Here is a 25418-nt window from a genome sequence, read left to right on the forward strand (position 1 = left end):
GTTTTATCCCAATCTGAACAATACCAAACTGTATTTATTGAGATTCTAACACCTTCAAACCGTGAGATGGTCCAGCGATAACGAGGAAATACGAGCGCTATGGAAAAGACATATAACCCAACTTCAATTGAACAAGCTCTATACCAAGCTTGGGAAGAAAAAGGCTACTTTAAGCCACACGGTGACACAACAAAAGACGCATACAGCATAATGATCCCGCCACCAAACGTCACTGGTAGCCTACACATGGGTCACGCGTTTCAAGATACCATTATGGATACGCTTATCCGCGCAGAGCGTATGAAAGGCAAAAATACCCTTTGGCAGGTAGGTACAGACCATGCTGGTATCGCTACGCAGATGGTGGTTGAGCGTAAAATTGCGGCAGAAGAAGGCAAAACTAAGCACGACTATGGCCGTGATGCTTTCATCGATAAAATTTGGCAGTGGAAAGCTCAATCTGGCGGCACGATTACTAAACAGCTCCGCCGTCTTGGTGCTTCTGTTGACTGGGAGCGTGAGCGCTTTACTATGGATGACGGCCTATCGAATGCAGTTCAAGAAGTATTCGTACGCCTGTATGAAGAAGATCTGATTTACCGTGGTAAACGTCTGGTTAACTGGGATCCTAAATTACACACTGCGATCTCTGATCTTGAAGTAGAGAACAAAGATAAAAAAGGCCACATGTGGCACTTCCGTTATCCACTTGCCGATGGTGCTAAAACCGCTCAAGGCAAAGATTACATCGTGGTAGCAACAACTCGTCCAGAAACCATGCTTGGCGACACTGGCGTTGCGGTAAATCCACAAGATCCTCGCTATAAAGATCTGATAGGAAAAGAAATTCTTCTTCCTGTTGTCAATCGCCGAATCCCTATCTTGGCTGACGAACACGCAGACATGGAAAAAGGGACTGGCTGTGTAAAAATCACACCAGCGCACGATTTCAATGACTATGAAGTAGGTAAGCGTCATCAACTTCCGATGATCAACATCCTAACCTTCAATGGTGATATTCGCGACTCAGCTGAAGTATTCACCACCAATGGTGAAGCCAGCGATGCATACTCAAGCGAACTACCTGCTAAATATCAAGGTATGGAGCGTTTCTCTGCACGCAAAGCCATAGTGGCAGAATTCGAAGAGCTTGGTCTGTTAGACGAAATTAAAGATCATGATCTTACTGTGCCATACGGCGATCGTGGCGGGGTTGTGATTGAACCAATGCTGACCGATCAATGGTATGTTCGCGCAGCACCACTTGCAGAAACGGCGACTAAAGCGGTTGAAGACGGTGAGATTCAGTTCGTTCCTAAACAATACGAAAACATGTATTTCTCTTGGATGCGTGACATTCAAGACTGGTGTATCTCTCGCCAGCTGTGGTGGGGACATCGCATCCCTGCGTGGTACGACAATGACGGAAATGTCTACGTTGGCCGAACGGAAGAAGAAGTTCGTGAGAAAAATGGGCTTGCGCCTGTGGTCGTGCTTCGCCAAGACGACGACGTACTGGATACCTGGTTCTCCTCTGCTCTTTGGACATTTGGTACACAAGGCTGGCCTGAAAACACGCCAGATCTTAAAACCTTCCATCCTTCAGATGTGCTTGTAACCGGTTTTGACATCATCTTCTTCTGGGTTGCTCGCATGATTATGATGACGATGCATTTCTGTAAAGATGAGAATGGAAAACCACAAGTACCCTTTAAGACGGTTTACGTAACGGGACTCATCCGTGACGAAAACGGTGACAAAATGTCTAAGTCGAAAGGTAACGTGCTTGATCCAATCGACATGATTGATGGTATCGACCTTGAGTCTCTGGTTGAAAAGCGTACTGGCAACATGATGCAGCCTCAGCTTGCCGCCAAGATTGAGAAAAACACACGTAAGACGTTTGAAAATGGCATCGAACCCTATGGTACTGACGCTCTGCGTTTCACCTTAGCCGCCATGGCGTCAACTGGTCGTGATATCAACTGGGATATGAAACGTCTCGAAGGCTACCGTAACTTCTGTAACAAGCTTTGGAACGCCAGCCGTTACGTGTTGATGAATACCGAAGAGCAAGATTGTGGCTTTGGTGCAGGTGAGCTTGAATACTCATTGGCCGACAAATGGATCGAGTCACAATTTGAGTTAGCGGCTAAGGATTTCAACGCACACCTAGACAACTATCGTCTAGATATGGCGGCTAATACGATTTACGAGTTTATCTGGAATCAGTTCTGTGACTGGTACCTAGAGCTTACTAAGCCAGTGCTATGGAAAGGCAGTGAAGCACAGCAACGAGCCACTCGAAAAACACTGATTACCGTGTTGGAGAAAACGCTTCGCCTTGCTCATCCGGTTATCCCGTATATTACCGAAACCATTTGGCAAAGCGTCAAACCACTGGTAGGCAATATTGAAGGTTCTAATTCAGCAGAAAGCACCATCATGCTGCAAGCTCTTCCACAGTATGATGAAGCAAACTTCAACCAAGAAGCACTTGATGATATCGAATGGGTGAAATCCTTTATAACCAGCATACGTAACTTGCGAGCTGAGTACGATATTAATCCAGGAAAGCCTCTTGAGGTGATGCTAAAAGCTGCCAGCGACAAAGATGCCGCGCGCCTAGAAGCAAACAAACAAGTGCTTGTTTCTCTGGCTAAACTTGAGTCAGTACGCGTGCTTGAGTCTAATGAGACAACGCCAGCATGCGCGAGCGCTCTTGTGGCTAAGTCTGAGTTAATGATCCCTATGGCAGGGCTTATCGATAAAGATGCCGAGCTCATTCGTTTAGATGGTGAAATTAACAAAACGCTTGGCGAGATCAAGCGCCTTGAAGGTAAGCTAGGTAACCAAGGTTTTGTCGCTAAAGCGCCAGAAGCGGTCGTGGCTAAAGAGCGTGAAAAACTGGCAGGTTATCAAGAAACACTCATTAAACTTGAAGAGCAAAAAACCACTATTGCGGCTTTATAAGCGCGAGTTTGAAAGTAAAAAGGCAGCTTCTTCGCTGCCTTTTTTATCACTCACTTACAGCTTGGATCCGCTGCTCAAAGTCAGGGTGAGTGCTCAGCCACTCTGGCACATCATGGTTATATTGCTCTTGAAGCCGTTCAAACATCTCAGCCAAAGGTTGGCTAGTGCCATACAAGCTCAGCATCGCTTGCTTTGAGAAAACATCAGCTTCTAGTTCAGCTTCTCTAGAGTGACCATTAGAGAGGAAAAACACTCCTAGACCTGCCAAGTTATCAACCACTCCTGAACTTTCGCCAGTTAACAAAGCCACACCAACCGACAAAAGACTTGAATGAACAAGTTTCTTTAACATATGGCGATGATAGATATGACCAATTTCATGCAAAATAATACTGTCGAGCTGCTGCTGATCCTCAGCAAGTGCCACCATATCATCCAGTAAGATGATTTTCCCGCCAGGCAAAGCAAACGCATTTGCGCCCATGTCTGATGCTCGAAACTCCAATTTAATCGGATAAGGCAGGGCTTCTAGCTGGGTAAGATGCTGAGAAACTCGCTTTTGAATCTTTTGTTGCTTCTCAGCGCTTAGTTTGCTCTCTTGCCAACTCTTATCTAGGCTTTGTAAAATTTTATCCCCCAGCGACACAGCAATATGCGAAGGGACGGCCTTGGCAACTTTATCGCTTGTCCATGGCAAGACATAGAAGTAAAGGCTTAATACCACCCCAACACAAACCAAAGCGGATAACAACCAAGCCAACCCGTTGGCTTCCATCTTATCGACCAAACTGCTGCGTTTGTTGGATGCTAACCATTGGTTAACGCTCACAGTTCTTTCAACGGTAAACACCCAGCCATTGGGAAAGGTGAATTTTACCGGAAGCTTACCAAGTGGCGCGCTAATATCTGCGTATTGTAGATCGCAGCTAATGATATCTCCGTCAACTCGCAAACTTAACTGGTTGGCTTGAGAGACATCGAGCTGAGCGATGTAGCGTTGTGAGCTGCGCGGCGCAAATGCCGTCCCATCAAATAGCATTAGCCAATGCCCATCCCAACATCAAATGCTTGAGCCATCTCATCTGAAATAGCCGATTTTACATTGGCTGATTGAGAGCTGGCCTTCAACAAGCTCATGTCACCAAATACTGAGGTATGATCTGCAATATAGCGCGTGGTTCTCACCATAACCCAAGGTCTTGCGATACCTAGAGTGAAGACCTGCAGTAAGAAGTTAGAAATAACCAGCCAAGTATAGCCTCGCGCCGTCATACTAGAATTGAACTGATAATGCTCACCATCGCTTTGCTGCGTTTTAGCCACTAGCTTGGAGAAAATATAGTTACGAACCCGTGTGGTTGTATAAGCGGTTAACGCAATCGTTAGGACGATAAACCCGAAGTAGCTAATAAAAAACACGCCATAGGATGAATCGCCCATTAAAGAGGAAAAATCACCCGCCTGAATCGCCTCAAAATCTGCACCTGAAAACAGGGTGGAAAACACCCCAATCGTTAACACTATGCTCACACCAACAGCAAATGCTAGGGCTTTTAAATAGGTTTTGATAAAAAAGTGGGTTTCTATCTCGGCGCTAAACTTCCATTCACCAAACTGGAAGCCATTTGAGAAATACTTATGTAAACCAGAGACAACCCAAGCGTAGATGACAGCCAGCAAAACCAATGAGCCAAAGCCGAGCAATACAGCAAAGATAACCGACGTTTGGGCGACAAAAATTACAGCGGCGAAATAAAGGCTAGCTGCCAAAAATGCACCAAAACCTCGGCCTAATATCACTTTATACGCCTCTTTCAGTGACGAATTGAAAGAAAAGTGAACATTGCGATAGCTGGTCATAGCGGCGTCAAAACGGGCGTTACTCCATAACAGCCAAGGAAGGGCGAGATAAAACAGTATCAGCAGCACTATGCTGGCGTTTGGTGAAAAGGAGTTGGCGATACCCCAGACAAATAATGCCACCAAAGCAACAAGACGACCTTTTAAAATTTGCATGGGTTGCGCGTGGTACTCAAAACTGTCACCAGCAAGATAAGTGTTACCATAAAAATAACGCTTGGTGCGCACTTTAGCCCAAGCAGAATACACGCCTAATGTAATGATTGAGAGTAAAATATTGACAATCCAAATACCGAAAAACTCCCTACCCTCGCCTTTAAATTCGACAGGGTTAGTGATGTGCTGATCCATGGTTTCAATGTCCAAAAATGGTTAATGAAAAGAGTATCCGCACAATTTCTTACATTTTTGTTATTGAGTCTAATGATTAATTAAACACAAAGATTAGCCTTTGATATACATCACAAGTAACTCTTGATATACGCCATTAACCCAAGCTCCCTATTTCTCAAGAGCTGCAACTAAATCACAAAACCTGCTGCCGTATTGTTCATGCTCTAAACTAAAACAAAGCATAAAAGTTAGGAGGTAGATAGTTTGCTCAAGTCGATAGCCACGATCGCTTTAGCACAGGTCCTACTTTCATCTTTTGCCTTCTCAGCCGAGAAAACCGTTAAGATCGCGGTCGGTAACTGGCCTCCATTTATCGGAAAAGACATCGAAGGTTATGGAAGCGTCGCCCAAACCATCAAACAAGCTTTTGCTATAGAAGGATACCAAGTCACATCACCTATCACCCGACCCCATTTCTGAGCAATTTTGGTTATGTCATGTTTTCTAAACAAAATAACACCAGCAAAGAGTTGCTAACGGTATTTAATCAAGGCCTGATTAAAATACGTCAGCAACAATAGAAGCTACACAATTCGGTTTTGCTGTCTGCCCTGTGCAAAAGCTGAAATGTTGCCAATCAATATCTTGGCAATCTTAGGGAAAGAAGATTCGCTGCCCCAAGCCACATGGGGCGTGAGAAGCAAGTTTGGCAAAGTCATATTGGCAATCAAAGGGTTTGAAGTATCAGGCGGCTCTTTGGTAAGCACATCTACGCCTGCGCCAGCGATATCACCTTGTTTGAGCGCATCGACTAAGGCTGCTTCATCAACCAAGCCTCCCCTACCCGTATTGATCAATATGGCGCTGCGCTTCATTGCCATCAGTTCTTCACGGCCAATAATGTTGCGAGTCTGCTCATTTAAAGGGCAATGTAGAGTCAAAACATCGGATATCTCAATCACCTGCTCAAAGGGTAAATAACCAGCTCGACAATCCTTTTGGCCTTGACGCTCAGCAAACACAATATTCATGCCCAGCGCATTAGCAATATTCGCCGTTGCCTGGCCAATTTCTCCGGCGCCAATCACCCCAAGCGTGCTGCCAGCAACATCACTGATTGGGTGCGTGAAAAAACAAAAATTATCCGTACGCTGCCACTCTCCCGCGGCAATATCATTGTGGTAGCCTTTTAGGTTACGTTTGAGTGCAAACATCATGGCAATTACATGTTCTGGTACTGAAGGGGTCGAATATCCTTGAACATTGGTTACCGCTATGCCTCGATCCTTACAAAAGCTCACATCAATATTATTAAAACCAGTCGCGGCGACCACAATCAATTTCAAGTCAGGCAGTTGGCTTAAACTCTCTCTATCAAGCACAACCTTATTGGTGATCGCAATCGTGGCGCCTTGAAGACGCTCAACCACTTGGTCTTTGGTCGTCTTTGGGTAATCCGTCCACTGGTGATTAAATGAAAGTGCTGGAAACGTCATATTGGTTGGAAGTGTCGCACGGTCCAAAAATACAATCCTGGGTGCAGGGCCAACAGACTCTATCATAAGATCCCTCTTCAAAAGTTCTCAAATATAAAACACGCTAAGGGCGTGGTAAGGTTTTATAATCAGGCAAGGTATCGACAGGCTCAAAGATGCTTTGAATAACAGGGCTGGCCTGCGGGTAAAAATCACAAGCTGTGAAAATGCAGCGCAATTTATTATCCTTAGGATGATAAAAACTTAACTCAGCTGCATGTAATCCCAAACGTTCAAAGTTTTCAAAGGCTTCGCCTTGAGCGTAAAATTCATCGCCGACAATAGGATAACCTAATGCTTGCATATGAACACGCAATTGATGTGAGCGCCCAGTAATAGGCAACAAACGCACAATCGTGGTGCCTTTTTCACGCTTAACCACTTCAAATTCAGTTTGTGAGACTTTACCCTGCTCAAAACACACTTTTTGTCTTGGTCTATTTGGCCAGTCACAGATAAGAGGTAAGTCTATCAAGCCTTGTTGCTGCTCTAGCTCGCCCCAGACTCGCGCGTAATAGACTTTATGGGTAAGACGAAATTGGAATTGCTTTTTGAGTGCCGATTCCGCTGCTTTATTCTTGGCAAACAACATAATGCCGGATGTACACATATCTAAACGATGGACTGGCTGACAATCAGGGTGGCTGTCTATTAAGCGGCTCCACATACTATCATAATGCGCTTTGTCACGCCCAGGCACTGACAATAACCCTGAAGGCTTATGTACTATGACGATATCTTGGTCTTCAAATACACAATCTATCCAAGGCTTGGTCGGCGGACAATAGTGCTGCATCGCCATAAACACCCTCATTTAAATAACAAATAAAACACCATAACAAAGCATCTATGTGATGAATTAAACATATTAAAGTCTTATTTTATTTTTTCAATGTAAACAAGTTTTAACCTACCTACAAGATGTGATATTCGTACGCCCCAATATAGGCAATACAAGGTTTTTACCCTAGGAATTTTATGGATACTATCTCCACATCTGAGAGTCACAGCAAATTCTCAATGTCGCGACTTACCCGCTCGATGGGCCCTGGCATTATGATGGCTACAATCGCTGTCGGAGCTTCTCACTTAGTGGCCTCAACGAAAGCTGGCGCCATCTATGGCTGGCAACTTATTGCATTAATTCTACTGGTAAACCTGCTAAAATACCCTTTTTTTCGTGCCAGTGTTCAATATACGGTCGGTACAGGTGAAAGTATTGTAGAAGGCTACGCCAAGCTTGGTCATGCCTATGTGTGGCTCTTTAGTGGTTTGTGTGTAATCGCAAGCATTATTAGTACCGCCGCACTGCTTCTCTTTAGTGCCAGCTTATTGGCTTATTTTGTTCCTCTTGGGCTACCAATAACCGTGTTATGTGTTGCAGTTTTGGCCGCATGTATTTTAATTTTGCTTTTGGGTCATTACAGAGCGCTCAACACTATTTCAAAAGCCATTATGCTTCTGCTATCGGTGACGACTATTACAGCGGTGCTCATTGCAGCAAATAACCCCGTCGAAGTTTCCTCCACCTTCGTAGAACCTTCACCTTGGGCAATTGCTGCGATCGGTTTTTTGGTTGTCACTATGGGCTGGATGCCTGCCCCAATTGAACTCACAAGTATGAATTCAATGTGGTTAAAGAGTCAGCAACGCCAAAGTAAAGTTACCGCTCAATCGGCTCTATTTGATTTTAATGTCGGCTATATAGGTACCGCGCTATTGGCGATTGTTTTTCTCGCCCTTGGGGCTTTAGTTCTGCATGGCACCAATACTGAGTTTTCACAATCAGGCCTTGGCTTTACCCATCAATTAGTCAATTTATATACCTCAACCATTGGTGAGTGGTCACGCTATCTTATCGCAACGATTGCTTTTCTTTGTATCTTTGGCAGCACAATTACTGTGATTGATGGCTACAGCCGCGCGATTTCTGAGTCGCAGCGCCTATTGCAAGACAAAACAGAAATCAATCCAAAAGTAACCATAATATGGACGATAGCCATTTCACTGGCAGCGCTTGCTATTATCTTCTTTTGGGCTTCAACATTGCTATCCATGCTTGATTTCGCGATGGCTTTAGCATTTATTACCACGCCATTTTTTGCCTTACTAAATTACATCCTTGTGTCGAAAACAGACCTACCCAAGCCTTTGGCTTTAAGCAAGCCAATGAAATGGCTATCGATAATAGGGCTTGTCTATTTATTTAGCTTTTTAGCTGCCTTCTTCTGGTGGAAATGGTTACTGTAGATTAGCAAGAACATAAGGCAAGTAATGAGTACGCACTACTACTGCGCCCATCTAAATCCAATCATGCCGCACTTAACCATCTTAAACCCAGTTTACGATGTTTTTTTGTTTGAAGCACATAGTATACGTACTCAACAAAGCGACATATTAGTAATAATAACAACAGCATATTTCAGATAGATATGTGATAATACTTACATATTAAACTCTTATTTGTTTTTTTTCATGTAAATGAGTTTTAACACACCAGTGGAATATGATATTCGTACAGCAATTTATTGAAGTAACACAAGGTTTACCCTAGGTTTTATATGGATACTATCTCCACACCAGACAGTCAAAGCAAATTGTCTTTGCTGCAACTGGCGCGCTCAACAGGTCCAGGTATTATGATGGCAACCGCCGCGGTAGGTGGCTCTCATCTGGTCGCGTCTACCCAAGCTGGCGCCACCTATGGCTGGCAAATCGCGATAGTTATCTTGCTGGTCAATATTCTAAAATACCCCTTTTTTCGCGCCAGCATCCAATATACCGCAGCAACTGGTGAAAGTTTAGTCGAAGGCTACGCCAAGCTTGGACAAGCATTTCTTTGGTTATTTTTAAGCGTATGCACTATCTCTGGCATAGTGACTGCCTCTGCTTTACTGTTATTTAGTGCCAATCTACTCGGTCACTTTTTACCTTTTGCATTATCATTAAAAAGCTTATCCATACTCATAGTGGCCGTGTGCTTATTTGCGCTGTTTTCTCGTCGCTATCGTGTGCTTCATAGTATTTCAAAGGTGATTATGCTGATTCTAATAGTGACGCTGATCGCCGCGCTCGCTTTAGCCGCATCTCAAACTCTAGAGAGTCATGTTCCTACACAAGAAACAACGCCTTGGTCTAGCGCAGCGGTCGGTTTTATTATCGCTGCCATGGTATGGATGCCTGCGCCAATAGAAATATCCAGCGTAACTTCACTATGGCTAAAAGAGCAACAATCTAAGTATAAGGTTAGCGCTAAATCAGTATTGTTTGATTTTAATGCGCACTATATAGCTACTGTGCTGTTGGCGCTGGCCTTTGTCGCGCTTGGCGTTTTGGTGTTTTATGGTAGCGGACTGGAATTTTCTCAATCCGGCGTTGAGTTTTCTAATCAATTAATAGATGGTTATACATCCAAAGTTGGGCAATGGGCCTACTATCTTATTACAGCAGTGGCCTTTTTTTGTATCTTTGGTAGCACAATTACTGTAATAGATGGTTATTCACGGACAATTGCTGAAGCTCAGCGTTTATTGCAAGAGCGCGAAGAAATTAGCCATAAGGCGTCAGTAATATGGATGATGCTGATTGCATTTGCGGCGCTGGCTCTAATTTTATTCTGGTTTTCTTCGGTTTTATCGGCGCTTTATGTCAGCTTAACCTTAGCCTTTATTACCACCCCCTTCTTTGCCTTACTGAACTTTATTCTTGTCTCCCACACTAAATTGCCCAAACCACTTGCGCTCACTAAACCAATGAAATGGCTCTCTATCTTAGGGCTTATCTATTTGTTTGGCTTTTTGGCGGTCTTCTTCTGGTGGAACTGGTTGGTATAACAGGATCAAATAAAAAAGGCCTGACTGCGATTAAGCATCGACATCAGGCCTTTTCTTTTTCTACTTGTCTTTATTACACAAAGAACGCTTAGTTATGAGAGACGACAATTAAGCGCAATGAGTCCAGCTGATATTGAGCTTTAGCAATGTAGCTATCTAATTGGCTTATCTGCTGCTCAATTGCACTTAATTCCTCATCACGGATATTTGGGTTGACCGCTTTGAGTGCTTGTAAGCGCTCTAGCTCTGTATTTAGACTGGCTTTCATATCACGCTGCGCCTGCTCGCGCACAGCAGCGACTTTATCCATGACAAGTTCTTCGCCCGCCGTGATCATTTGGTGCACTTGTGGCTGAACTGATGAGACCAATTTGGTCGCCATATGGCGCCCTACAGGGCTGAGCTGTCGGTTAAAGCTTTCAAACTCAACCTGCTCCGACAAATCGCTGCCTTTACCGTCTAACATAAGGCGAATTGGGGTGGCAGGCAAAAATCGGCTAATACCACTGCGCTTTGGCGCTTGTGCATCCACTTTGTAAACCAGCTCAAGCAGCATGGTGCCAACCGGCAATGCCTTGTTCTTGAGCAAAGATACCGCAGCTGTGCCTACACCTTCACTCATCAGAAGATCGATGCCTCCTTGAATCATTGGGTGTTCCCAACTGATGAAGTTCATATCTTCGCGAGATAAAGCCGTATTGCGGTCAAAAGTGATGGTCGCCCCTTCGTAAGGCAGTCCTGGATAACTTGGCACCATCATATGTTCCGATGGTGTGACCACTATGGCGTTCTCGCCTTTATCGTCCTGATTCAGACCGATAGTATCGAACAGACTTAAAGCAAAGGTGACCAGATTAGTATCGCCATCGGTTGCCGCAATACTTTCAACGATTTCCTGCGCCTTCTCACCACCATTTGAGTGCATTTCAAGCAAGCGATCTCGACCTTGCTCAAGCTGCGCTTTCAGAGTTTGATTCATGGCTGCCGATTGGGCAATCACGTCGTCGAGCTCTGTGGTATCGCCTGTGGCCAACATTTCAATTAAACGGCCAGAGAACTCATCATATACCGCTCGACCGGTTGGGCAGGTATCAGCAAATGCATTCAAACCTTCGTTAAACCAGCGGGCTAAAATAGCCTGTGAGGTTTGCTCTAGATAGGGAACATGAATATCAATGTCCCGGTTTTGACCAATACGGTCAAGACGACCAATCCGCTGCTCTAGAAGATCAGGGTTGAATGGCAAGTCGAACATTACCAGTTGATTTGCAAACTGGAAGTTGCGCCCTTCAGAGCCAATTTCACTACAAATCAGCACCTGAGCGCCACCTTCTTCCTGCGCAAAATAAGCCGCCGCTTTATCTCGCTCAAGAATAGACATGCCCTCATGAAACACAGTGGCACGAATGCCTTCACGCTCGCGCAGAGCTTGCTCTAATTGCAATGCGGTTGTAGAGCGCGACGCAATCACCAAGATCTTTTCACTGCGCTTTTGCTTAATTTTTTCGATCAGCCAATTCACGCGTGAATCAAACTGCCACCAGCTGGCTTCCTCACCCTCAAATTCTTGAAAAATTTCTTCAGGGTAGAGGTTTTTTAACGCGCGGGCTTCTTGACTAATCTTGCCACCGATTAAACCTGAAACACGCATCGACGTTGCGTACTGAGAAGGGATCGGCATAGGTAACATATGAAGGTTACGAACCGGAAAGCCTTTAATCGCCGCGCGAGTATTACGAAATAAAATACGCCCCGTTCCGTGACGATCCATCAGATTATCAATCAATTCCTGACGAGCTTTGGCTTTTTCCGCTTCCTGAGAATCATTTTCTATAATGCGAAATAAGGGTTCAACATCTTGCTCTGTCAGTAGCTCAGTGATTTGGTTTTTGGCATCGTTCGATAAAGACTCACCGGAAAACAAGGCGCTGACTGAATCTGCGACTGGGGCATATTGCTCTTCTTCTTCAACAAAGGCTTGGTAGTCATAAAAGCGATCAGAATCGAGCAAACGTAGACGAGCAAAATGGCTTTCTCGGCCAAGTTGCTCTGGTGTTGCGGTCAACAGAAGCACACCTGGGGTATTTTCAGCCAAACCTTCAATGATTTGATATTCCCGACTTGGTTTTTCCGGACTCCACTCAAGATGGTGCGCTTCATCCACCACCAATAAATCCCACTCCCCTTCCAAAGCTTGCTCAAAACGTTTGCGGCTTTTACGCAGAAAATCCAAAGAACACAACACATATTGCTGGGTATCAAACGGGTTATCGGCATCGGCAAAGGCTTCTATACAGCGTTCTTCATCAAAAATAGAAAAGTGCAGATTAAAGCGGCGCATCATTTCCACTAACCATTGATGCTGCAAGGTTTCTGGAACCACAATCAAAATACGCTCAGCACGACCGGCCAGCACCTGCTGGTGGATGATCATGCCCGCTTCGATGGTTTTACCTAGACCGACTTCATCAGCGAGGAGTACGCGCGGAGCGTGTCGGCGGCCAACTTCATGAGCAATGTAAAGTTGATGCGGAATCAAACCTGCTCGCATACCACACAGACCACGCATCGGACTCTTATGTTGCTGGTACTGATTCACTAGCGCTCGATAGCGCAGTACGAAATTGTCCATACGATCGATTTGGCCGGCGAACAATTTATCTTGCGGTTTATTAAATCGAATCTGGTTGCTAAGCATAATCTCACGTAAAGTGACATCATGTTCATCGGTATCTTCACGGGTTCCTATGTAGGTAAAAAGGCCCTGCTCTTCCACAACCTGCTCAACTTTAAGTGACCATCCTTCCTGACTATCTACAAGATCACCCGTGTTGAAAGTGACACGAGTAACAGGCGCATCGTTACGAGAGTAAACTCGGTTTTCTTCGGACGCTGCAAACATTAGTGTCACAGTACGATTGTCCAATGCAACTACAGTTCCTAAACCTAAATCGCTTTCCGTATCGCTTATCCAGCGCTGGCCCAAAGCAAATGTCATGAATCGACTACCTCACCTGTTGAATTCAAAAATGGGTCTAATTATCTTAGTTATTCTTGCGCAACATGACAGCCTGATGGCAGGAGAATCATATAATCAGAAAGTACGCAAAAAAGGTCGCTAATATTACTGCAAGCTGTGATGTTGGTCACGTACAAACACCTCAAAAAACAACAATTTTTTCTCCATCTTTTGCATGACATCAAACTGTAAGAAAAGAGTGGCAGTTCTGGAAGGGAGAGCCGCAGATCTCACTTATACTCATAGTTGGGAGTGCAAATTTTGGCGTCAATTTTCCGACTGGCACAAGAGATGCATTACTGACATGACGATCAACACGGGTTTGTAGCATAACAGCTAACCGACAGCGATCCACAAGCGACTTAGCGTCATGCTACAAGCCAAGGCAAGTAAGCCAATACACAAGCGATTGTGATTGGCAAATCAGCCGTATCTCGGCAAGGAGACGCTTATGGGTGACACGGATCGGAAACTTTTTGTCCTAGACACCAACATCCTTCTTCACGAACCTTTAGCTATTTATTCCTTTCAAGAGCATGATGTTGTCATACCTATGACAGTCCTCGAAGAACTCGACCGAATCAAAGACAGCAAACGCGACGTTGCTCGCGATGCTCGTGTCGCGATTCGAGCTATGGAAGCCATGTTCAAAGACGCAACCCCTGATGAAATTTCAGAGGGCATTCCAATCAATCGAGATAAAGAACATACAGGACATATCTCAATTCTTGCCGATTTCGAGTTGCAAGAAACGGTAAAAGCGTTTGCCGACAAGGCAGGCGACAACCGCATTCTCAATGCGGTTTTGTACTTACAGAACAAACGTGCGCCGCGCGAAGTGATTCTCATCACGAAAGATATCAACATGCGCTTGCGTGCCAAAGGCGCTGGGGTACGTTTTGTTGAAGACTACCGCACCGATCAACTGATTGATGATGTTCAATATCTCACTAAAGGGTTCCAAAAAATCGAGGGAGAGTTCTGGCATAACGTTGACCAAGTCGAAAGTAAAACCTATGCAGGTAATACTTATCACATTCTTGATCGTGAACCTTTTGAGCCTACTTATATCAATCAGTATGTCATCGACGAAGGCAGTGACTTTGCGGGGCGAGTCGAAGATATCAAGCCAGATAAGATCACCTTAAAAGATCTTAGCCGAGAGCGAATGATGAATCGCCGTGCTTGGGACATCACACCCAAGAATATTTATCAAGGTATGGCGTTAGATGCCCTTTTGGATCCTGAAATTGATCTTGTTATTATGACTGGAGCTGCTGGTAGTGGTAAAACCTTGCTCGCAATGGCTTCCGCTCTCGAGCAAACCATAGAAAATGGTATGTTTGATAAAATCATTGTCACTCGAAATACACCCGATATTGGCGAATCGATTGGCTTTTTACCAGGCTCAGAAGAAGAGAAAATGTTGCCTTGGCTTGCCGCCGTAACCGACACTCTTGAAGCCTTGCACAAAAATGATCACTGCACTGAAGGCTCTTTGAAGTACATCTGCGATAAAGCTAACATTCAGTTTAAATCGATCAACTTTATGCGCGGGCGATCGATCCAAAACGCTTTCGTACTGCTTGATGAGTGTCAGAACTTAACGGCCTCTCAAATTAAAACCATCATCACCCGTTGCGGTGAAGGAACAAAAATTGTCTGCTCGGGTAACTTAGCGCAGATCGATTCTCACTACTTAACCCCTGTCACTTCAGGACTGACCTACATGGTTGAGCGCTTCAAGAACTTTGAAGGCAGCGCTAATGTTCACCTTAATGGTGTGGTTCGAAGTCGCTTGGCCGAGTTTGCAGAAGAGAATTTATAACCTCATATCGCGGGATATTTACCATATCCCGCAAATAAATATTCACAAATAAAACATATTTAGTTATAAATAACCCTAACAACACAAGACTCTGGGGTTATCATGGCTTTCAATTTACGCAACAGGAATTTTCTTAAACTACTCGACTTCTCGCCTAAAGAGATCCAATTCTTAATCGATTTGGCTGCGGACCTAAAAAAAGCTAAGTATTCAGGTACTGAACAGAAAAAACTGTGCGGAAAAAATATCGCTTTGATCTTTGAAAAAGCATCGACTCGAACCCGCTGTGCATTTGAAGTCGCGGCTTTTGATCAAGGCGCACAAGTGTCTTACATTGGCCCCTCAGGTTCTCAAATTGGTCATAAAGAGTCGATGAAAGATACCGCAAGAGTGCTAGGACGAATGTACGACGGCATTGAATATCGTGGATTTGAACAAAGCATTGTTGAAGAATTAGGACAATACGCCGGTGTCCCTGTGTGGAATGGTTTGACTAATGAATTTCACCCAACCCAAATTCTCGCCGACTTGTTGACCATGATAGAACATGGTAACGGCAAACAACTGCATGAAATTACCTTTGCGTATCTAGGCGATGCGCGCAATAACATGGGCAACTCTTTACTTGTCGGCGCGGCGAAAATGGGGATGAATATTAGACTTGTTGCGCCTAAAGATTATTGGCCAGAAAAAGAACTGGTGGAAACCTGCCAGCATATCGCCAAGCAAACGGGTGCAACTATCACGCTGACAGAAAGTGTTGATGAAGGCGTCAAAGACTGTGATTTTCTCTATACCGATGTTTGGGTATCTATGGGAGAATCCCCTGACGCTTGGGATGCTCGGGTAGCGCAAATGAAACCTTACCAAGTCAACATGACAACAATCGAGAAAACAGGTAACCCAGATGTGAAATTTATGCATTGTCTACCGGCTTTTCATAACGATGAAACCAAGATAGGTAAAGAAGTGGCAGACAAGTATGGCATGAGTGGACTTGAGGTCACTGAAGACGTGTTTGAGTCTGAGTATTCAATCGTCTTTGATGAGGCTGAAAATCGCATGCACACCATCAAGGCTGTGATGGTCGCCACACTAGGCGCTTAGTTTCAACAAAGTTTGCACCATCAAGGTTCGACGTAAACGCTTGCGTTGGTCAATCTTCAGCGTATAATGCTGTGCAATTTGTCTGGAGGTAGTGACCAAATGCCACGTAAAGGTGCTCAACAAAGCGATTTGCACAGGGTAAGCCCCAATGCTTACTGGCTTGGTTTTTTACTATTTCCATCGATTTTTAAAGCCTCCTTTATAGGGGGCTTTTTTATTGCCTAACATACAGATGGGACGATGATTATGACCAATACGCTTTACAACAAGCACATTATCTCAATTCCAGAACTGTCTCGAAACGAGCTGGAACTGATTGTCAAAACCGCAGGTCAACTCAAAGCAGAGCCAAATCCAACACTGATTAAAGATAAGGTGGTCGCAAGCTGTTTTTTTGAGCCATCAACACGAACTCGCCTCTCTTTTGAAACAGCAATTCAACGTATAGGCGGCAGTGTAATAGGCTTCGACAACGGCGGGAATACCTCCTTAGCCAAAAAGGGCGAAACACTATCGGACTCGGTACAAGTCATTTCGTCTTATGTGGATGCATTTGTCATGCGCCATCCACAAGAGGGGGCGGCTCGCTTGGCTTCAGAGTTTTCCAATCGCGTGCCCGTCATTAACGCAGGCGACGGCGCAAACCAGCACCCAACTCAAACCTTACTGGATTTATTCACGATAGCAGAAACTCAAGGCAAACTAGACAACCTTAATGTTGCCTTTGTGGGCGATCTTAAATACGGTCGCACTGTTCACTCTCTCACTCAAGCTTTAGCAAAATTCAACCATATTCGATTCTACTTCATTGCACCTGAAGCTTTAGCAATGCCAGATTATATCTGCGAAGAACTCGACGAGGCGGGGATTCAGTACAGTATGCATACTGATATGGAAAGCGTGATCCCTGAGTTGGATATTTTATATATGACTCGAGTGCAAAAAGAGCGCTTTGATGAATCAGAATACGCGCATATCAAATCTGCGTATATTCTGACAGCTGCATTACTTGAAGGCGCACGGAGTAACCTTAAAGTCCTACATCCACTGCCACGGGTTGATGAAATTACAGTGGATGTCGATAAGACGCCTCACGCTTACTATTTCGAACAAGCGGAAAATGGCGTTTATGCTCGTGAAGCACTGCTCGCTCTTGTCCTTAACCAACAACTGTAATCGGGAGAACTATCATGGCAAAAGAAACTCAATTGCAGGTTGAAGCAATTAAAAATGGTACGGTAATTGACCATATTCCAGCTCAAATAGGAATTAAGGTCCTCAAACTTTTTTCTATGCATAAGTCAGAGCAACGCGTCACCATAGGGCTTAACTTACCTTCCTCAGCGCTTGGTCACAAAGACCTACTTAAGATAGAAAACGTTTTTATCAGCGAAGAGCAAGCCAGTAAACTGGCACTGTATGCGCCGCACGCAACAGTGAACCAAATTGAAAACTATGAGGTGGTTAAGAAATTGGCGCTCGATTTACCCGAGCAAATAAACAATGTCTTCGAATGTCCAAACAGTAACTGCATTACTCATAATGAGCCTGTGGAAAGCAGCTTTAAGGTTTTTGAAAAGAAACAAGATATTCGTCTTAAATGTAAGTATTGCGAGAAAGTCTTTGCTCGAGAGATAGTCACTGAACGATAATTGGGTGACTTTGTCATCATCTCACATCCCTGCTTGTTTTAGCGGGGATTTTTCTTTACCCCACTCAAGTTTCGCGGCAGACTGAGTTTTTCTAATAACAAAACACTCTTCACAGGTGGAATGCAATAATGACTAAAGTACTACATACAGATTCAGCTCCTGCTGCAATAGGCCCATATGTCCAAGGGGTTGATTTAGGTAACATGGTTCTTACTTCCGGCCAAATCCCTGTAAACCCTGAGACTGGCGACGTCCCATCAAATATCGCTGAGCAAGCTCTGCAATCACTCAACAATGTCAAAGCAGTGGTACAAGCGTCCGGTTTGTCTGTTTCAGATATTGTGAAAATGACGGTATTTGTTAAAGACCTTAATGATTTTGCGACGGTAAACGAAGTCTACGGGAAATTTTTCGACGACCATGACGTCGCTAACTACCCAGCTCGTTCATGCGTTGAAGTGGCTCGCTTGCCAAAAGATGTCGGTATCGAAATTGAAGCTATTGCCGTGCGCAAATAGTTAGATTGGTAAAAAGCGAGCTGACTAGCTCGCTTTTTTAGTAGTACTTATCACAGCCTATGTGAAGTTGTGGATCATCCATCAGCTCGCTAACCTCTGCTGAGAATTGATGGCGAGACACCCTCTCTTCTAACAATACAGTGCTATTTTGTACATCAATCGCTAGAATTTTACCAACCCCTTGCTCAAACCCTACCAGCATACCTTTCTCGATTTCCTTTATATCCATTCTTTCACTCCTCAGCTACTGGAATTTATACATTCCTATCAACAAAAAGGATCAAAAAAGCCGACAAATTGTCGGCTTTTAATCTAAAACAGGTTTTTCTTATTGGGCAAAGTCAACGCCGATTTTAATATCGCCGTTTAGGGTATCAAGCATTCCATCAAGTGCGTCTTTTTCGAATGCACTTAGCTCACCATAGCTCAATACTTCTTCTACACCGTTTTTACCTAGTTTTACAGGTTGAGCAAAGAATGGCGCATGCTCACCATTGCCTTCAACGTAAGCATAATCAATCACTTCTTCACCCTGAAGCGCTTTAACAAGAGAAAGACCAAATCGACATGCTGCTTGTCCCATTGAAAGAGTCGCTGAGCCGCCACCGGCTTTAGCTTCAACTACTTCTGTACCCGCATTCTGAATACGTTTTGTTAACGCTGCGACTTCATCAGAACTGAATTCAACACCTTTCACCTGTGAAAGAAGAGGCAAAATGGTAACACCTGAATGTCCACCAATCACAGGCACTTGAATATCTGCCGGAGATTTACCTTTAAGCTCAGCAACAAATGTTTCAGAGCGAATAACATCAAGTGTTGTCACACCAAACAAACGACGCTTGTCATAAACGCCAGCTTTTTTCAAAACTTCCGCAGCAATTGGCACAGTAGTGTTAACCGGGTTAGTAATAATACCAACCATAGCTTTAGGACAAACTTTGGCAATTTTTTCAGCAAGTGATTTAACAATACCTGCATTGACATTAAACAGGTCAGCACGATCCATTCCTGGTTTACGAGCCACACCAGCAGAGATCAACACAATATCCGCACTTTCAAGCGCTGGAGTTGGATCTTCACCTGCATACCCTTTAATAGATACAGGTGTTGGGATATGGCTTAAGTCCGCTGCTACGCCAGGCGTTACAGGAGCAATATCATACAGAGCAAGATCTGAACCAGCAGGTAGGTGATTTTTCAGTAATAGGGCTAGGGCTTGACCGATGCCACCAGCGGCACCAATTACGGCTACTTTCATCGTAGTTCTCCTTGAGATGGTATCTCTTTTTATTTCTTGAGATGCTTTAAATCAACGCTGTCCAAAGCTATAGCAATCACATACTGATTACAATCAATTAACGCCAGCTTTGCGACCTTGCGCAACACACTTATAGCCTGCTAGCACAAGCGTTCGCAAGTCATTAGTCATTGAAAAACTCTGCGCCGTTTTATCAACGACTATAGACTGTAAACCATCTAAGTTTACAGTGATAGATCAGGCAGAATTGAGCCTCATGATTGGCAGGGTGTGAATACCTATGCGAGAATATGCACTCAATGTTAATAATAACTATGGCTGGAAAAAACATGCGCCACTCAGAAAAACAAGATAATCTCGTTCGAGCCTTTAAAGCCCTACTAAAGGAAGAACGTTTTGGTTCACAAGGAGATATTGTAGAAGCACTCAAAAATGAGGGTTTTGAAAATATAAATCAGTCTAAAGTGTCTCGTATGTTAACCAAGTTTGGAGCAGTACGTACGCGAAATGCAAAAATGGAAATGGTTTACTGTTTGCCAGCGGAGCTCGGAGTCCCAACGGTTTCTAGTTCATTGCGTGAACTGGTTTTAGATATAGATCACAACGCGGCATTAGTGGTGATACACACTGGGCCAGGGGCTGCTCAATTAATCGCTCGCCTGCTCGATTCTCTCGGTAAGTCTGAAGGTATCTTAGGTGTCGTCGCCGGAGATGACACGATTTTTATTACTCCAACACTCAATATTACAACTGAACAACTATTTCAGTCTGTTTGTGAGCTATTTGAATATGCCGGGTGACGCTAAGTATACCTCAGTGTTATGAGTCACAAAGCCACATCACTGGCGTGACTCGAATCACATCTTTAAAAAATCTTCCAACGCCATATAAGGCAAAATAAATATATGATTTACATGGATAAAAAATAAAAAACAAAACCAAAAACACAAGGTGATAAAAATATAAACACATCATAAATTTTAACAATTGTGTAATTGTGGACAAATTATTTGGTATTATTCAGCCACTTTTTCAACATACGGATTGAAAAAGATGCCGTTTTCGTGACTCGAAAACTTCCACGGCAAGTCACACTGCCGTAGGACAAATAATGTATAAAGGAAGGGAAATTCATGGCATTAAGCAAGTTGATTAAAGTTGGTGCAATTGCAGCAGCAGTAATCGGTACAGGCACAGTTAGCGCTCAAGAGTTTATTACTATCGGGACAGGTTCTGTTACAGGGGTTTACTATCCCACAGGCGGTGCAATTTGTAAGCTAGTTAACAAAGGGCGTAAAGAGCACAACATTCGATGTTCCGTCGAGTCTACTGGTGGTTCAATCTATAATGTAAACACCATCAGAGCTGGTGAACTTGACTTTGGTATTGTGCAGTCTGACTGGCAGTATCATGGATACAACGGAACAAGTAAGTTCTCTGAACAGGGTCCCTACAAGAAACTGCGCGCAGTGTTCTCTTTACACACAGAACCTTTTAACATCATTGCACGTTCAGACTCCAAAATTGAGAACATTTCAGACCTTAAAGGCAAACGCGTCAATATCGGCAACCCAGGTTCTGGTGACCGAGCCACCATGGGTGTGGTAATGGGTGCTATGGGCTGGACTAATGACAGCTTTAAGCTTGCATCTGAACTAAAAGGCTCTGAGCGCTCACAAGCGCTTTGTGATAACAAGATCGATGCGTTTGTCTACGTAGTCGGACATCCAAACGGATCAATCAAAGAAGCAACGACATCTTGTGATGCAAAACTCATCTCTGTAACAGGGCCAAAGATTGATAAAATCGTTGCCGATAATCCTTACTACGCATTCAGTACAGTTCCTGCAGGCATGTATCGTGGAACAGATAAAGATGTAAATAGCTTCGGTGTTGCTGCAACTATGGTGACAACTTCTGATGTATCGGATGATGTTGCATACAATGTTGCAAAGTCGGTATTTGAAAACTTTGACACATTCAAGCGCTTACACCCTGCATTTGCAAACCTGAAAAAAGAGCAAATGGTCAAAGCTGGTCTATCAATTCCTCTTCATCCAGGTGCTGAAAAGTACTACAAAGAAGTTGGCTTATTGAAGTAATCACTTCATTCAGCTAAGAGGCTAGTCAAGCTTTGACTGCGTTTTTATTTGTTCTTAGCACTGGCCTCATTAAAGGGGAGTTTCATAGTATTGAAGCTCCTCTTTATTATTATCTAACTGCATGGCACTGAGCATGTGTGGTGTTGTTTAACACGTTTTCTAAACAATACCGATTAAAACTCTAATAATCATAAAAAGACAGGCCATATATAATAAGGATTTAGTACATGTCGAAGACCACTTCTCCGACTCAAGATGTGCAAGAAATGGTGGCTCAAGCCGACACTGGAGCCCGTTCTCCTGATGGAATTTCGGCGCGCATCCTGTGGTTTACACCTTTGTGTTGGTCATTATTCCAACTTTGGTATGCATCTCCCCTCCCCTTCATTTTCAATTTTGGCGTACTCAATGATACTGAAGCACGCTCCATACACTTGATGTTTGCCATATTTTTGGCCTTTACAGCATACCCAGCACTAAAGAGTTCGCCACGTAATAAAATTCCACTTACCGATTGGATTCTAGCTTTAGCTAGCAGTTTTTCTGCTGGATATATTTACATTTTTTATACGGAGCTGGCTGGCCGTTCAGGCGCTCCAACCACAGCGGATGTTGTTGTGGCTGTGATCGGCATGGTTCTGCTGCTTGAGGCAACTCGCCGAGCTCTAGGCCCACCACTCATGGTTGTAGCAGCCGTGTTTTTGTTGTACACCTTTGGTGGACCTTATATGCCGGATGTCATCGCACACAAAGGAGCAAGCCTTAACAAAGCCATGTCACACCTTTGGTTAACGACAGAAGGTGTGTTCGGTGTAGCTCTGGGAGTTTCTTCTTCCTTCGTGTTTCTATTTGTGCTATTCGGCGCCATGTTAGAGCGCGCGGGGGCAGGCGCTTACTTCATCAAGGTTGCCTTTTCTTTACTTGGTCACATGCGGGGAGGTCCTGCTAAAGCCGCCGTCGTTGCATCCGGTTTATCAGGTATCGTCTCTGGCTCTTCTATTGCCAACGTGGTTACAACGGGCACATTCACCATCCCTCTAATGAAAAGAGTTGGGTTTCCTGGCACAAAAGCAGGCGCAGTTGAAGTCGCGGCTTCAACCAACGGACAATTAACTCCTCCAATAATGGGTGCTGCTGCCTTTCTTATGGTGGAGTATGTCGGTATTTCCTACGTTGAGGTGATCAAAGCGGCTATCCTGCCAGCGTTAATTTCCTATATCGCTTTGATTTATATTGTTCACCTAGAAGCATGTAAAGCAGGTATGCAGGGATTACCACGTCGACACACACCAACTATTGTGCAAAGCTTACTCTCTTTCACTGGTACCATCTTAGGTCTATGTATTACAAGTGCAGCCGTATACTACGGTGTGGGCTGGACTAAGGATGTCTTTGGCGCTGCTGCAACCCCTATTGTGGTGTCAGCTTTGGTGATCTCTTATATTGCGCTGATTAGTGTTTCAGCAAGAAACGCTCATGAGGGAACGCTCGATGTCAATGCCGAACTTACCGAAGTTCCTGATCCTTCGCCAACCATCAAGTCTGGATTGCATTATCTATTGCCTATTGTCGTTTTGGTGTGGTGTCTTACCGTAGAGCGCTTCTCTCCTGGGCTATCAGCATTTTGGGCAACCGTATTTATGATATTCATCATCATTACTCAGCGCCCTCTTATTTCCTTCTTATCCAAACAAGGTAATATTGTCGAAGAGGCAACCGCGGGGTTTGTTGATCTACTTGAAAGTCTGGTGTCTGGCGCTCGTAATATGATTGGCATCAGTGTTGCTACTGCCGCTGCGGGGACCGTCGTTGGTGCGGTAACGCTAACCGGAATTGGCTTGGTGATGACAGACTTTGTCGAATTTATTTCAGGTGGCAATATCATTATGATGCTGCTGTTTACTGCAGTAATTAGCTTAATCCTTGGAATGGGGCTCCCCACAACAGCCAACTACATCGTAGTATCAACGCTTATGGCTCCTGTTATTGTCACATTAGGAGCACAAAGCGGGTTAATCATCCCACTGATTGCAGTACACCTATTTGTGTTTTATTTCGGTATATTGGCTGACGATACCCCACCCGTTGGACTGGCTGCATTCGCCGCTGCTGCCATCGCCAAGTCAGATCCAATTAGGACAGGTATCCAAGGGTTCACTTATGATATCCGGACTGCGATATTACCATTTATGTTCATTTTCAACACGCAGCTGCTCTTAATTGGCATTGATACATGGTGGCACTTATCACTCACCGTTTTATCGTCTATCGTTGCTATGCTGATCTTCTCTGCTGCGACACAAGGGTGGTGGTTCACCAAGAATAAATGGTGGGAGACCCTGCTATTACTGCTACTTACCTTTACTTTCTTCCGTCCGGGTTATTGGTGGGATCAAATATACCCATCCAAACAACTCCATCCAGGTTCAGACATCCAACAAATTGCTGGAAGTCTGCCGATAGGACAAGATATCGAACTCATGGTGGCAGGCGAAAATATTGAGGGCGATTTCATTAGTAAGACAGTACGCTTACCTTTTGATGAAAAAGCAAAGTCTGCCATCGAACGCATTAGCTCTATGGGGCTGGTTTTAAAACAGGTCGATGATAAAGTACTCATCGATATGGTCGAGTTTGGCAGCCCAGCAGAAGCAGCGGGCATTGACTTTGATTGGGAAGTACGTTCAGTCATCACTGCAGCTGATCGACCAATGAAAGAGTGGGTATTTATCCCTGCTCTGTTACTCCTTATTGGCTTGGGACTCAACCAAAAACGGCGAGTGAGAAATGATCAACTTAATCAACAAATAGGTTAGTCACGCCTACCATAACAGCAATAAATAAAACTAAACTTAATACCGAGCCAAGCAAATTGTTTGTTGGCTCGGTATATATAAGAGAGCACCCAATGTATAAACATGTTCTTATTCCAGTCGACTTAAACGACGGTGGCTTTTCTGATAAAGCGCTCGAAGCAGCAATTTGGCATGCCGAACACTCTCAGGCAAAGCTTCATCTACTTAATGTCCTGCCTGGGATACATATGTCAATGGTAGCCACTTATTTTCCCAAAGATGCGGCTGCGAAAATGAAACAAGATGTTGAAAAACAACTTGAGTCATTTGCTCAAAAACATATACCTCAAAGTATTTCATACCAAACATACGTCGTTGAAGGTAAGCCGTATACGTCTATTTTAGATTGTGCAAAGAGGGTCAATGCCGATCTTATCGTCATGCCTAGTCACAAACGTTCAAAATTAGACAAAGTAATGCTGGGATCAGTCGCCAGTAAAGTGGTAGAAAACTCTCCCATTAATGTTTTAGTCATTAAACCTCAAGGTTAAATTCACCGCAGAGCGGAAACTAAGGCGCACCTCGTGCGCCTAATTGATAGT

Annotated in this window: 21 protein-coding genes; 13 read left to right on the forward strand and 8 right to left on the reverse strand. The window is 44.2% G+C overall.

The annotated features are described in order from the left end of the window. Positions 1-99 precede the first annotated feature (99 nt). Positions 100-2973 (forward strand): valine--tRNA ligase, encoded by a 2874-nt coding sequence (locus tag FIV01_RS12595; RefSeq protein ID WP_152431295.1) that lies wholly within the window; start codon positions 100-102, stop codon positions 2971-2973. A 46-nt stretch (positions 2974-3019) separates the two neighbouring features. On the opposite strand, the gene FIV01_RS12600 is transcribed toward FIV01_RS12595, so the two are convergent. Both FIV01_RS12600 and FIV01_RS12605 read right to left on the reverse strand, forming a co-directional pair. Beyond that, positions 3020-4012, reverse strand: coding sequence for a M48 family metallopeptidase (locus FIV01_RS12600; RefSeq protein WP_152431296.1), 993 nt, complete (start codon positions 4010-4012; stop codon positions 3020-3022). After that, on the reverse strand, positions 4012-5184 hold the full coding sequence (locus FIV01_RS12605) for a YjgN family protein (RefSeq protein WP_152431297.1): 1173 nt from the start codon (positions 5182-5184) through the stop codon (positions 4012-4014). Before FIV01_RS12605 ends, FIV01_RS12600 begins: the two co-directional genes overlap by 1 nt. Before the next feature lie 246 nt (positions 5185-5430). Between FIV01_RS12605 and FIV01_RS12610 the strand changes: the two genes are divergently transcribed. After that, positions 5431-5646 (forward strand): hypothetical protein, encoded by a 216-nt coding sequence (locus tag FIV01_RS12610; RefSeq protein ID WP_246210404.1) that lies wholly within the window; start codon positions 5431-5433, stop codon positions 5644-5646. Between the two features lie 104 nt (positions 5647-5750). Here the strand turns inward: FIV01_RS12610 and FIV01_RS12615 are convergent, their stop codons facing one another. Continuing rightward, positions 5751-6728: a D-2-hydroxyacid dehydrogenase gene (locus tag FIV01_RS12615; protein ID WP_152431298.1), complete on the reverse strand. Its 978-nt coding sequence runs from the start codon at positions 6726-6728 to the stop codon at positions 5751-5753. A 37-nt stretch (positions 6729-6765) separates the two neighbouring features. Beyond that, entirely contained in the window at positions 6766-7503 is a 738-nt protein-coding gene (locus FIV01_RS12620) for a pseudouridine synthase (protein ID WP_152431299.1), read from the reverse strand. 176 nt (positions 7504-7679) lie between these two features. Here FIV01_RS12620 and FIV01_RS12625 point away from each other — a divergent pair, with 176 nt between their 5' ends. Both FIV01_RS12625 and FIV01_RS12630 read left to right on the forward strand, forming a co-directional pair. Further along, positions 7680-8951 (forward strand): NRAMP family divalent metal transporter, encoded by a 1272-nt coding sequence (locus tag FIV01_RS12625; RefSeq protein WP_152431300.1) that lies wholly within the window; start codon positions 7680-7682, stop codon positions 8949-8951. Positions 8952-9262: 311 nt separating this feature from the next. Next, complete coding sequence (locus tag FIV01_RS12630) at positions 9263-10534, forward strand: NRAMP family divalent metal transporter (RefSeq protein WP_152431301.1); 1272 nt, start codon at positions 9263-9265, stop codon at positions 10532-10534. A gap of 88 nt (positions 10535-10622) precedes the next feature. Here FIV01_RS12630 and rapA read toward each other — a convergent pair whose 3' ends face one another. Beyond that, positions 10623-13532 carry an RNA polymerase-associated protein RapA gene (gene rapA / locus FIV01_RS12635; RefSeq protein ID WP_152431302.1) on the reverse strand — a complete coding sequence of 970 codons (2910 nt, stop codon included), beginning with the start codon at positions 13530-13532 and terminating at the stop codon, positions 10623-10625. Positions 13533-14004: 472 nt separating this feature from the next. Here rapA and FIV01_RS12640 point away from each other — a divergent pair, with 472 nt between their 5' ends. Then, the gene (locus FIV01_RS12640; RefSeq protein ID WP_152431303.1) at positions 14005-15381 is read left to right on the forward strand and encodes a PhoH family protein; all 1377 of its coding nucleotides are present in this window, start codon (positions 14005-14007) and stop codon (positions 15379-15381) included. A 102-nt stretch (positions 15382-15483) separates the two neighbouring features. After that, positions 15484-16488 (forward strand): ornithine carbamoyltransferase, encoded by a 1005-nt coding sequence (argF, locus tag FIV01_RS12645; RefSeq protein WP_152431304.1) that lies wholly within the window; start codon positions 15484-15486, stop codon positions 16486-16488. A 49-nt stretch (positions 16489-16537) separates the two neighbouring features. On the opposite strand, the gene FIV01_RS20880 is transcribed toward argF, so the two are convergent. Beyond that, entirely contained in the window at positions 16538-16669 is a 132-nt protein-coding gene (locus FIV01_RS20880; protein ID WP_281361306.1) for a hypothetical protein, read from the reverse strand. A 65-nt stretch (positions 16670-16734) separates the two neighbouring features. Here FIV01_RS20880 and pyrB point away from each other — a divergent pair, with 65 nt between their 5' ends. The 3 genes from pyrB to FIV01_RS12660 all read left to right on the forward strand — a co-directional run bounded on the left by pyrB (position 16735) and on the right by FIV01_RS12660 (position 18658). Continuing rightward, the gene (pyrB, locus tag FIV01_RS12650; RefSeq protein ID WP_152431305.1) at positions 16735-17664 is read left to right on the forward strand and encodes an aspartate carbamoyltransferase; all 930 of its coding nucleotides are present in this window, start codon (positions 16735-16737) and stop codon (positions 17662-17664) included. A 14-nt stretch (positions 17665-17678) separates the two neighbouring features. Continuing rightward, positions 17679-18140, forward strand: coding sequence for an aspartate carbamoyltransferase regulatory subunit (gene pyrI / locus FIV01_RS12655; RefSeq protein ID WP_114787800.1), 462 nt, complete (start codon positions 17679-17681; stop codon positions 18138-18140). 128 nt (positions 18141-18268) lie between these two features. Beyond that, complete coding sequence (locus FIV01_RS12660; protein ID WP_152431306.1) at positions 18269-18658, forward strand: RidA family protein; 390 nt, start codon at positions 18269-18271, stop codon at positions 18656-18658. 37 nt (positions 18659-18695) lie between these two features. Here FIV01_RS12660 and FIV01_RS12665 read toward each other — a convergent pair whose 3' ends face one another. Beyond that, complete coding sequence (locus FIV01_RS12665; RefSeq protein WP_152431307.1) at positions 18696-18887, reverse strand: hypothetical protein; 192 nt, start codon at positions 18885-18887, stop codon at positions 18696-18698. A gap of 99 nt (positions 18888-18986) precedes the next feature. Beyond that, positions 18987-19919 carry a malate dehydrogenase gene (gene mdh, locus FIV01_RS12670; protein WP_152431308.1) on the reverse strand — a complete coding sequence of 311 codons (933 nt, stop codon included), beginning with the start codon at positions 19917-19919 and terminating at the stop codon, positions 18987-18989. 329 nt (positions 19920-20248) lie between these two features. On the opposite strand from mdh, the gene argR reads away from it, so the two are divergent. The 4 genes from argR to FIV01_RS12690 all read left to right on the forward strand — a co-directional run bounded on the left by argR (position 20249) and on the right by FIV01_RS12690 (position 25367). Continuing rightward, the gene (gene argR / locus FIV01_RS12675) at positions 20249-20719 is read left to right on the forward strand and encodes a transcriptional regulator ArgR (protein ID WP_114787796.1); all 471 of its coding nucleotides are present in this window, start codon (positions 20249-20251) and stop codon (positions 20717-20719) included. 333 nt (positions 20720-21052) lie between these two features. Then, positions 21053-22021 (forward strand): TAXI family TRAP transporter solute-binding subunit, encoded by a 969-nt coding sequence (locus FIV01_RS12680; protein ID WP_152431309.1) that lies wholly within the window; start codon positions 21053-21055, stop codon positions 22019-22021. Between the two features lie 227 nt (positions 22022-22248). Further along, a complete protein-coding gene (locus tag FIV01_RS12685) occupies positions 22249-24837 on the forward strand; it encodes a TRAP transporter permease (protein ID WP_152431310.1) in 2589 nt (862 codons plus the stop codon). 92 nt (positions 24838-24929) lie between these two features. After that, a complete protein-coding gene (locus FIV01_RS12690; RefSeq protein ID WP_152431311.1) occupies positions 24930-25367 on the forward strand; it encodes a universal stress protein in 438 nt (145 codons plus the stop codon). The last annotated feature ends 51 nt before the right edge of the window (positions 25368-25418 follow it).

This window comes from Vibrio aquimaris (assembly GCF_009363415.1).
Taxonomy (GTDB): Bacteria; Pseudomonadota; Gammaproteobacteria; order Enterobacterales; family Vibrionaceae; genus Vibrio; species Vibrio aquimaris.

What these genes read in the sequence shown, in the direction of transcription:
- FIV01_RS12625 (WP_152431300.1), top strand. Translation starts at nt 7,680, where the DNA reads ATGGATACTATCTCCACATCTGAGAGTCACAGCAAATTCTCAATGTCG.
- FIV01_RS12605 (WP_152431297.1), bottom strand. Translation starts at nt 5,184, where the DNA reads ATGGATCAGCACATCACTAACCCTGTCGAATTTAAAGGCGAGGGTAGG.
- FIV01_RS12680 (WP_152431309.1), top strand. Translation starts at nt 21,053, where the DNA reads ATGGCATTAAGCAAGTTGATTAAAGTTGGTGCAATTGCAGCAGCAGTA.
- mdh (WP_152431308.1), bottom strand. Translation starts at nt 19,919, where the DNA reads ATGAAAGTAGCCGTAATTGGTGCCGCTGGTGGCATCGGTCAAGCCCTA.
- pyrI (WP_114787800.1), top strand. Translation starts at nt 17,679, where the DNA reads ATGGCAAAAGAAACTCAATTGCAGGTTGAAGCAATTAAAAATGGTACG.
- FIV01_RS12615 (WP_152431298.1), bottom strand. Translation starts at nt 6,728, where the DNA reads ATGATAGAGTCTGTTGGCCCTGCACCCAGGATTGTATTTTTGGACCGT.
- FIV01_RS12595 (WP_152431295.1), top strand. Translation starts at nt 100, where the DNA reads ATGGAAAAGACATATAACCCAACTTCAATTGAACAAGCTCTATACCAA.
- pyrB (WP_152431305.1), top strand. Translation starts at nt 16,735, where the DNA reads ATGACCAATACGCTTTACAACAAGCACATTATCTCAATTCCAGAACTG.
- FIV01_RS12630 (WP_152431301.1), top strand. Translation starts at nt 9,263, where the DNA reads ATGGATACTATCTCCACACCAGACAGTCAAAGCAAATTGTCTTTGCTG.
- FIV01_RS12685 (WP_152431310.1), top strand. Translation starts at nt 22,249, where the DNA reads ATGTCGAAGACCACTTCTCCGACTCAAGATGTGCAAGAAATGGTGGCT.
- FIV01_RS12690 (WP_152431311.1), top strand. Translation starts at nt 24,930, where the DNA reads ATGTATAAACATGTTCTTATTCCAGTCGACTTAAACGACGGTGGCTTT.
- FIV01_RS12660 (WP_152431306.1), top strand. Translation starts at nt 18,269, where the DNA reads ATGACTAAAGTACTACATACAGATTCAGCTCCTGCTGCAATAGGCCCA.
- FIV01_RS12640 (WP_152431303.1), top strand. Translation starts at nt 14,005, where the DNA reads ATGGGTGACACGGATCGGAAACTTTTTGTCCTAGACACCAACATCCTT.
- FIV01_RS12620 (WP_152431299.1), bottom strand. Translation starts at nt 7,503, where the DNA reads ATGGCGATGCAGCACTATTGTCCGCCGACCAAGCCTTGGATAGATTGT.
- argF (WP_152431304.1), top strand. Translation starts at nt 15,484, where the DNA reads ATGGCTTTCAATTTACGCAACAGGAATTTTCTTAAACTACTCGACTTC.
- argR (WP_114787796.1), top strand. Translation starts at nt 20,249, where the DNA reads ATGCGCCACTCAGAAAAACAAGATAATCTCGTTCGAGCCTTTAAAGCC.
- FIV01_RS12600 (WP_152431296.1), bottom strand. Translation starts at nt 4,012, where the DNA reads ATGCTATTTGATGGGACGGCATTTGCGCCGCGCAGCTCACAACGCTAC.
- FIV01_RS12665 (WP_152431307.1), bottom strand. Translation starts at nt 18,887, where the DNA reads ATGGATATAAAGGAAATCGAGAAAGGTATGCTGGTAGGGTTTGAGCAA.
- FIV01_RS20880 (WP_281361306.1), bottom strand. Translation starts at nt 16,669, where the DNA reads ATGGAAATAGTAAAAAACCAAGCCAGTAAGCATTGGGGCTTACCCTGT.
- rapA (WP_152431302.1), bottom strand. Translation starts at nt 13,532, where the DNA reads ATGACATTTGCTTTGGGCCAGCGCTGGATAAGCGATACGGAAAGCGAT.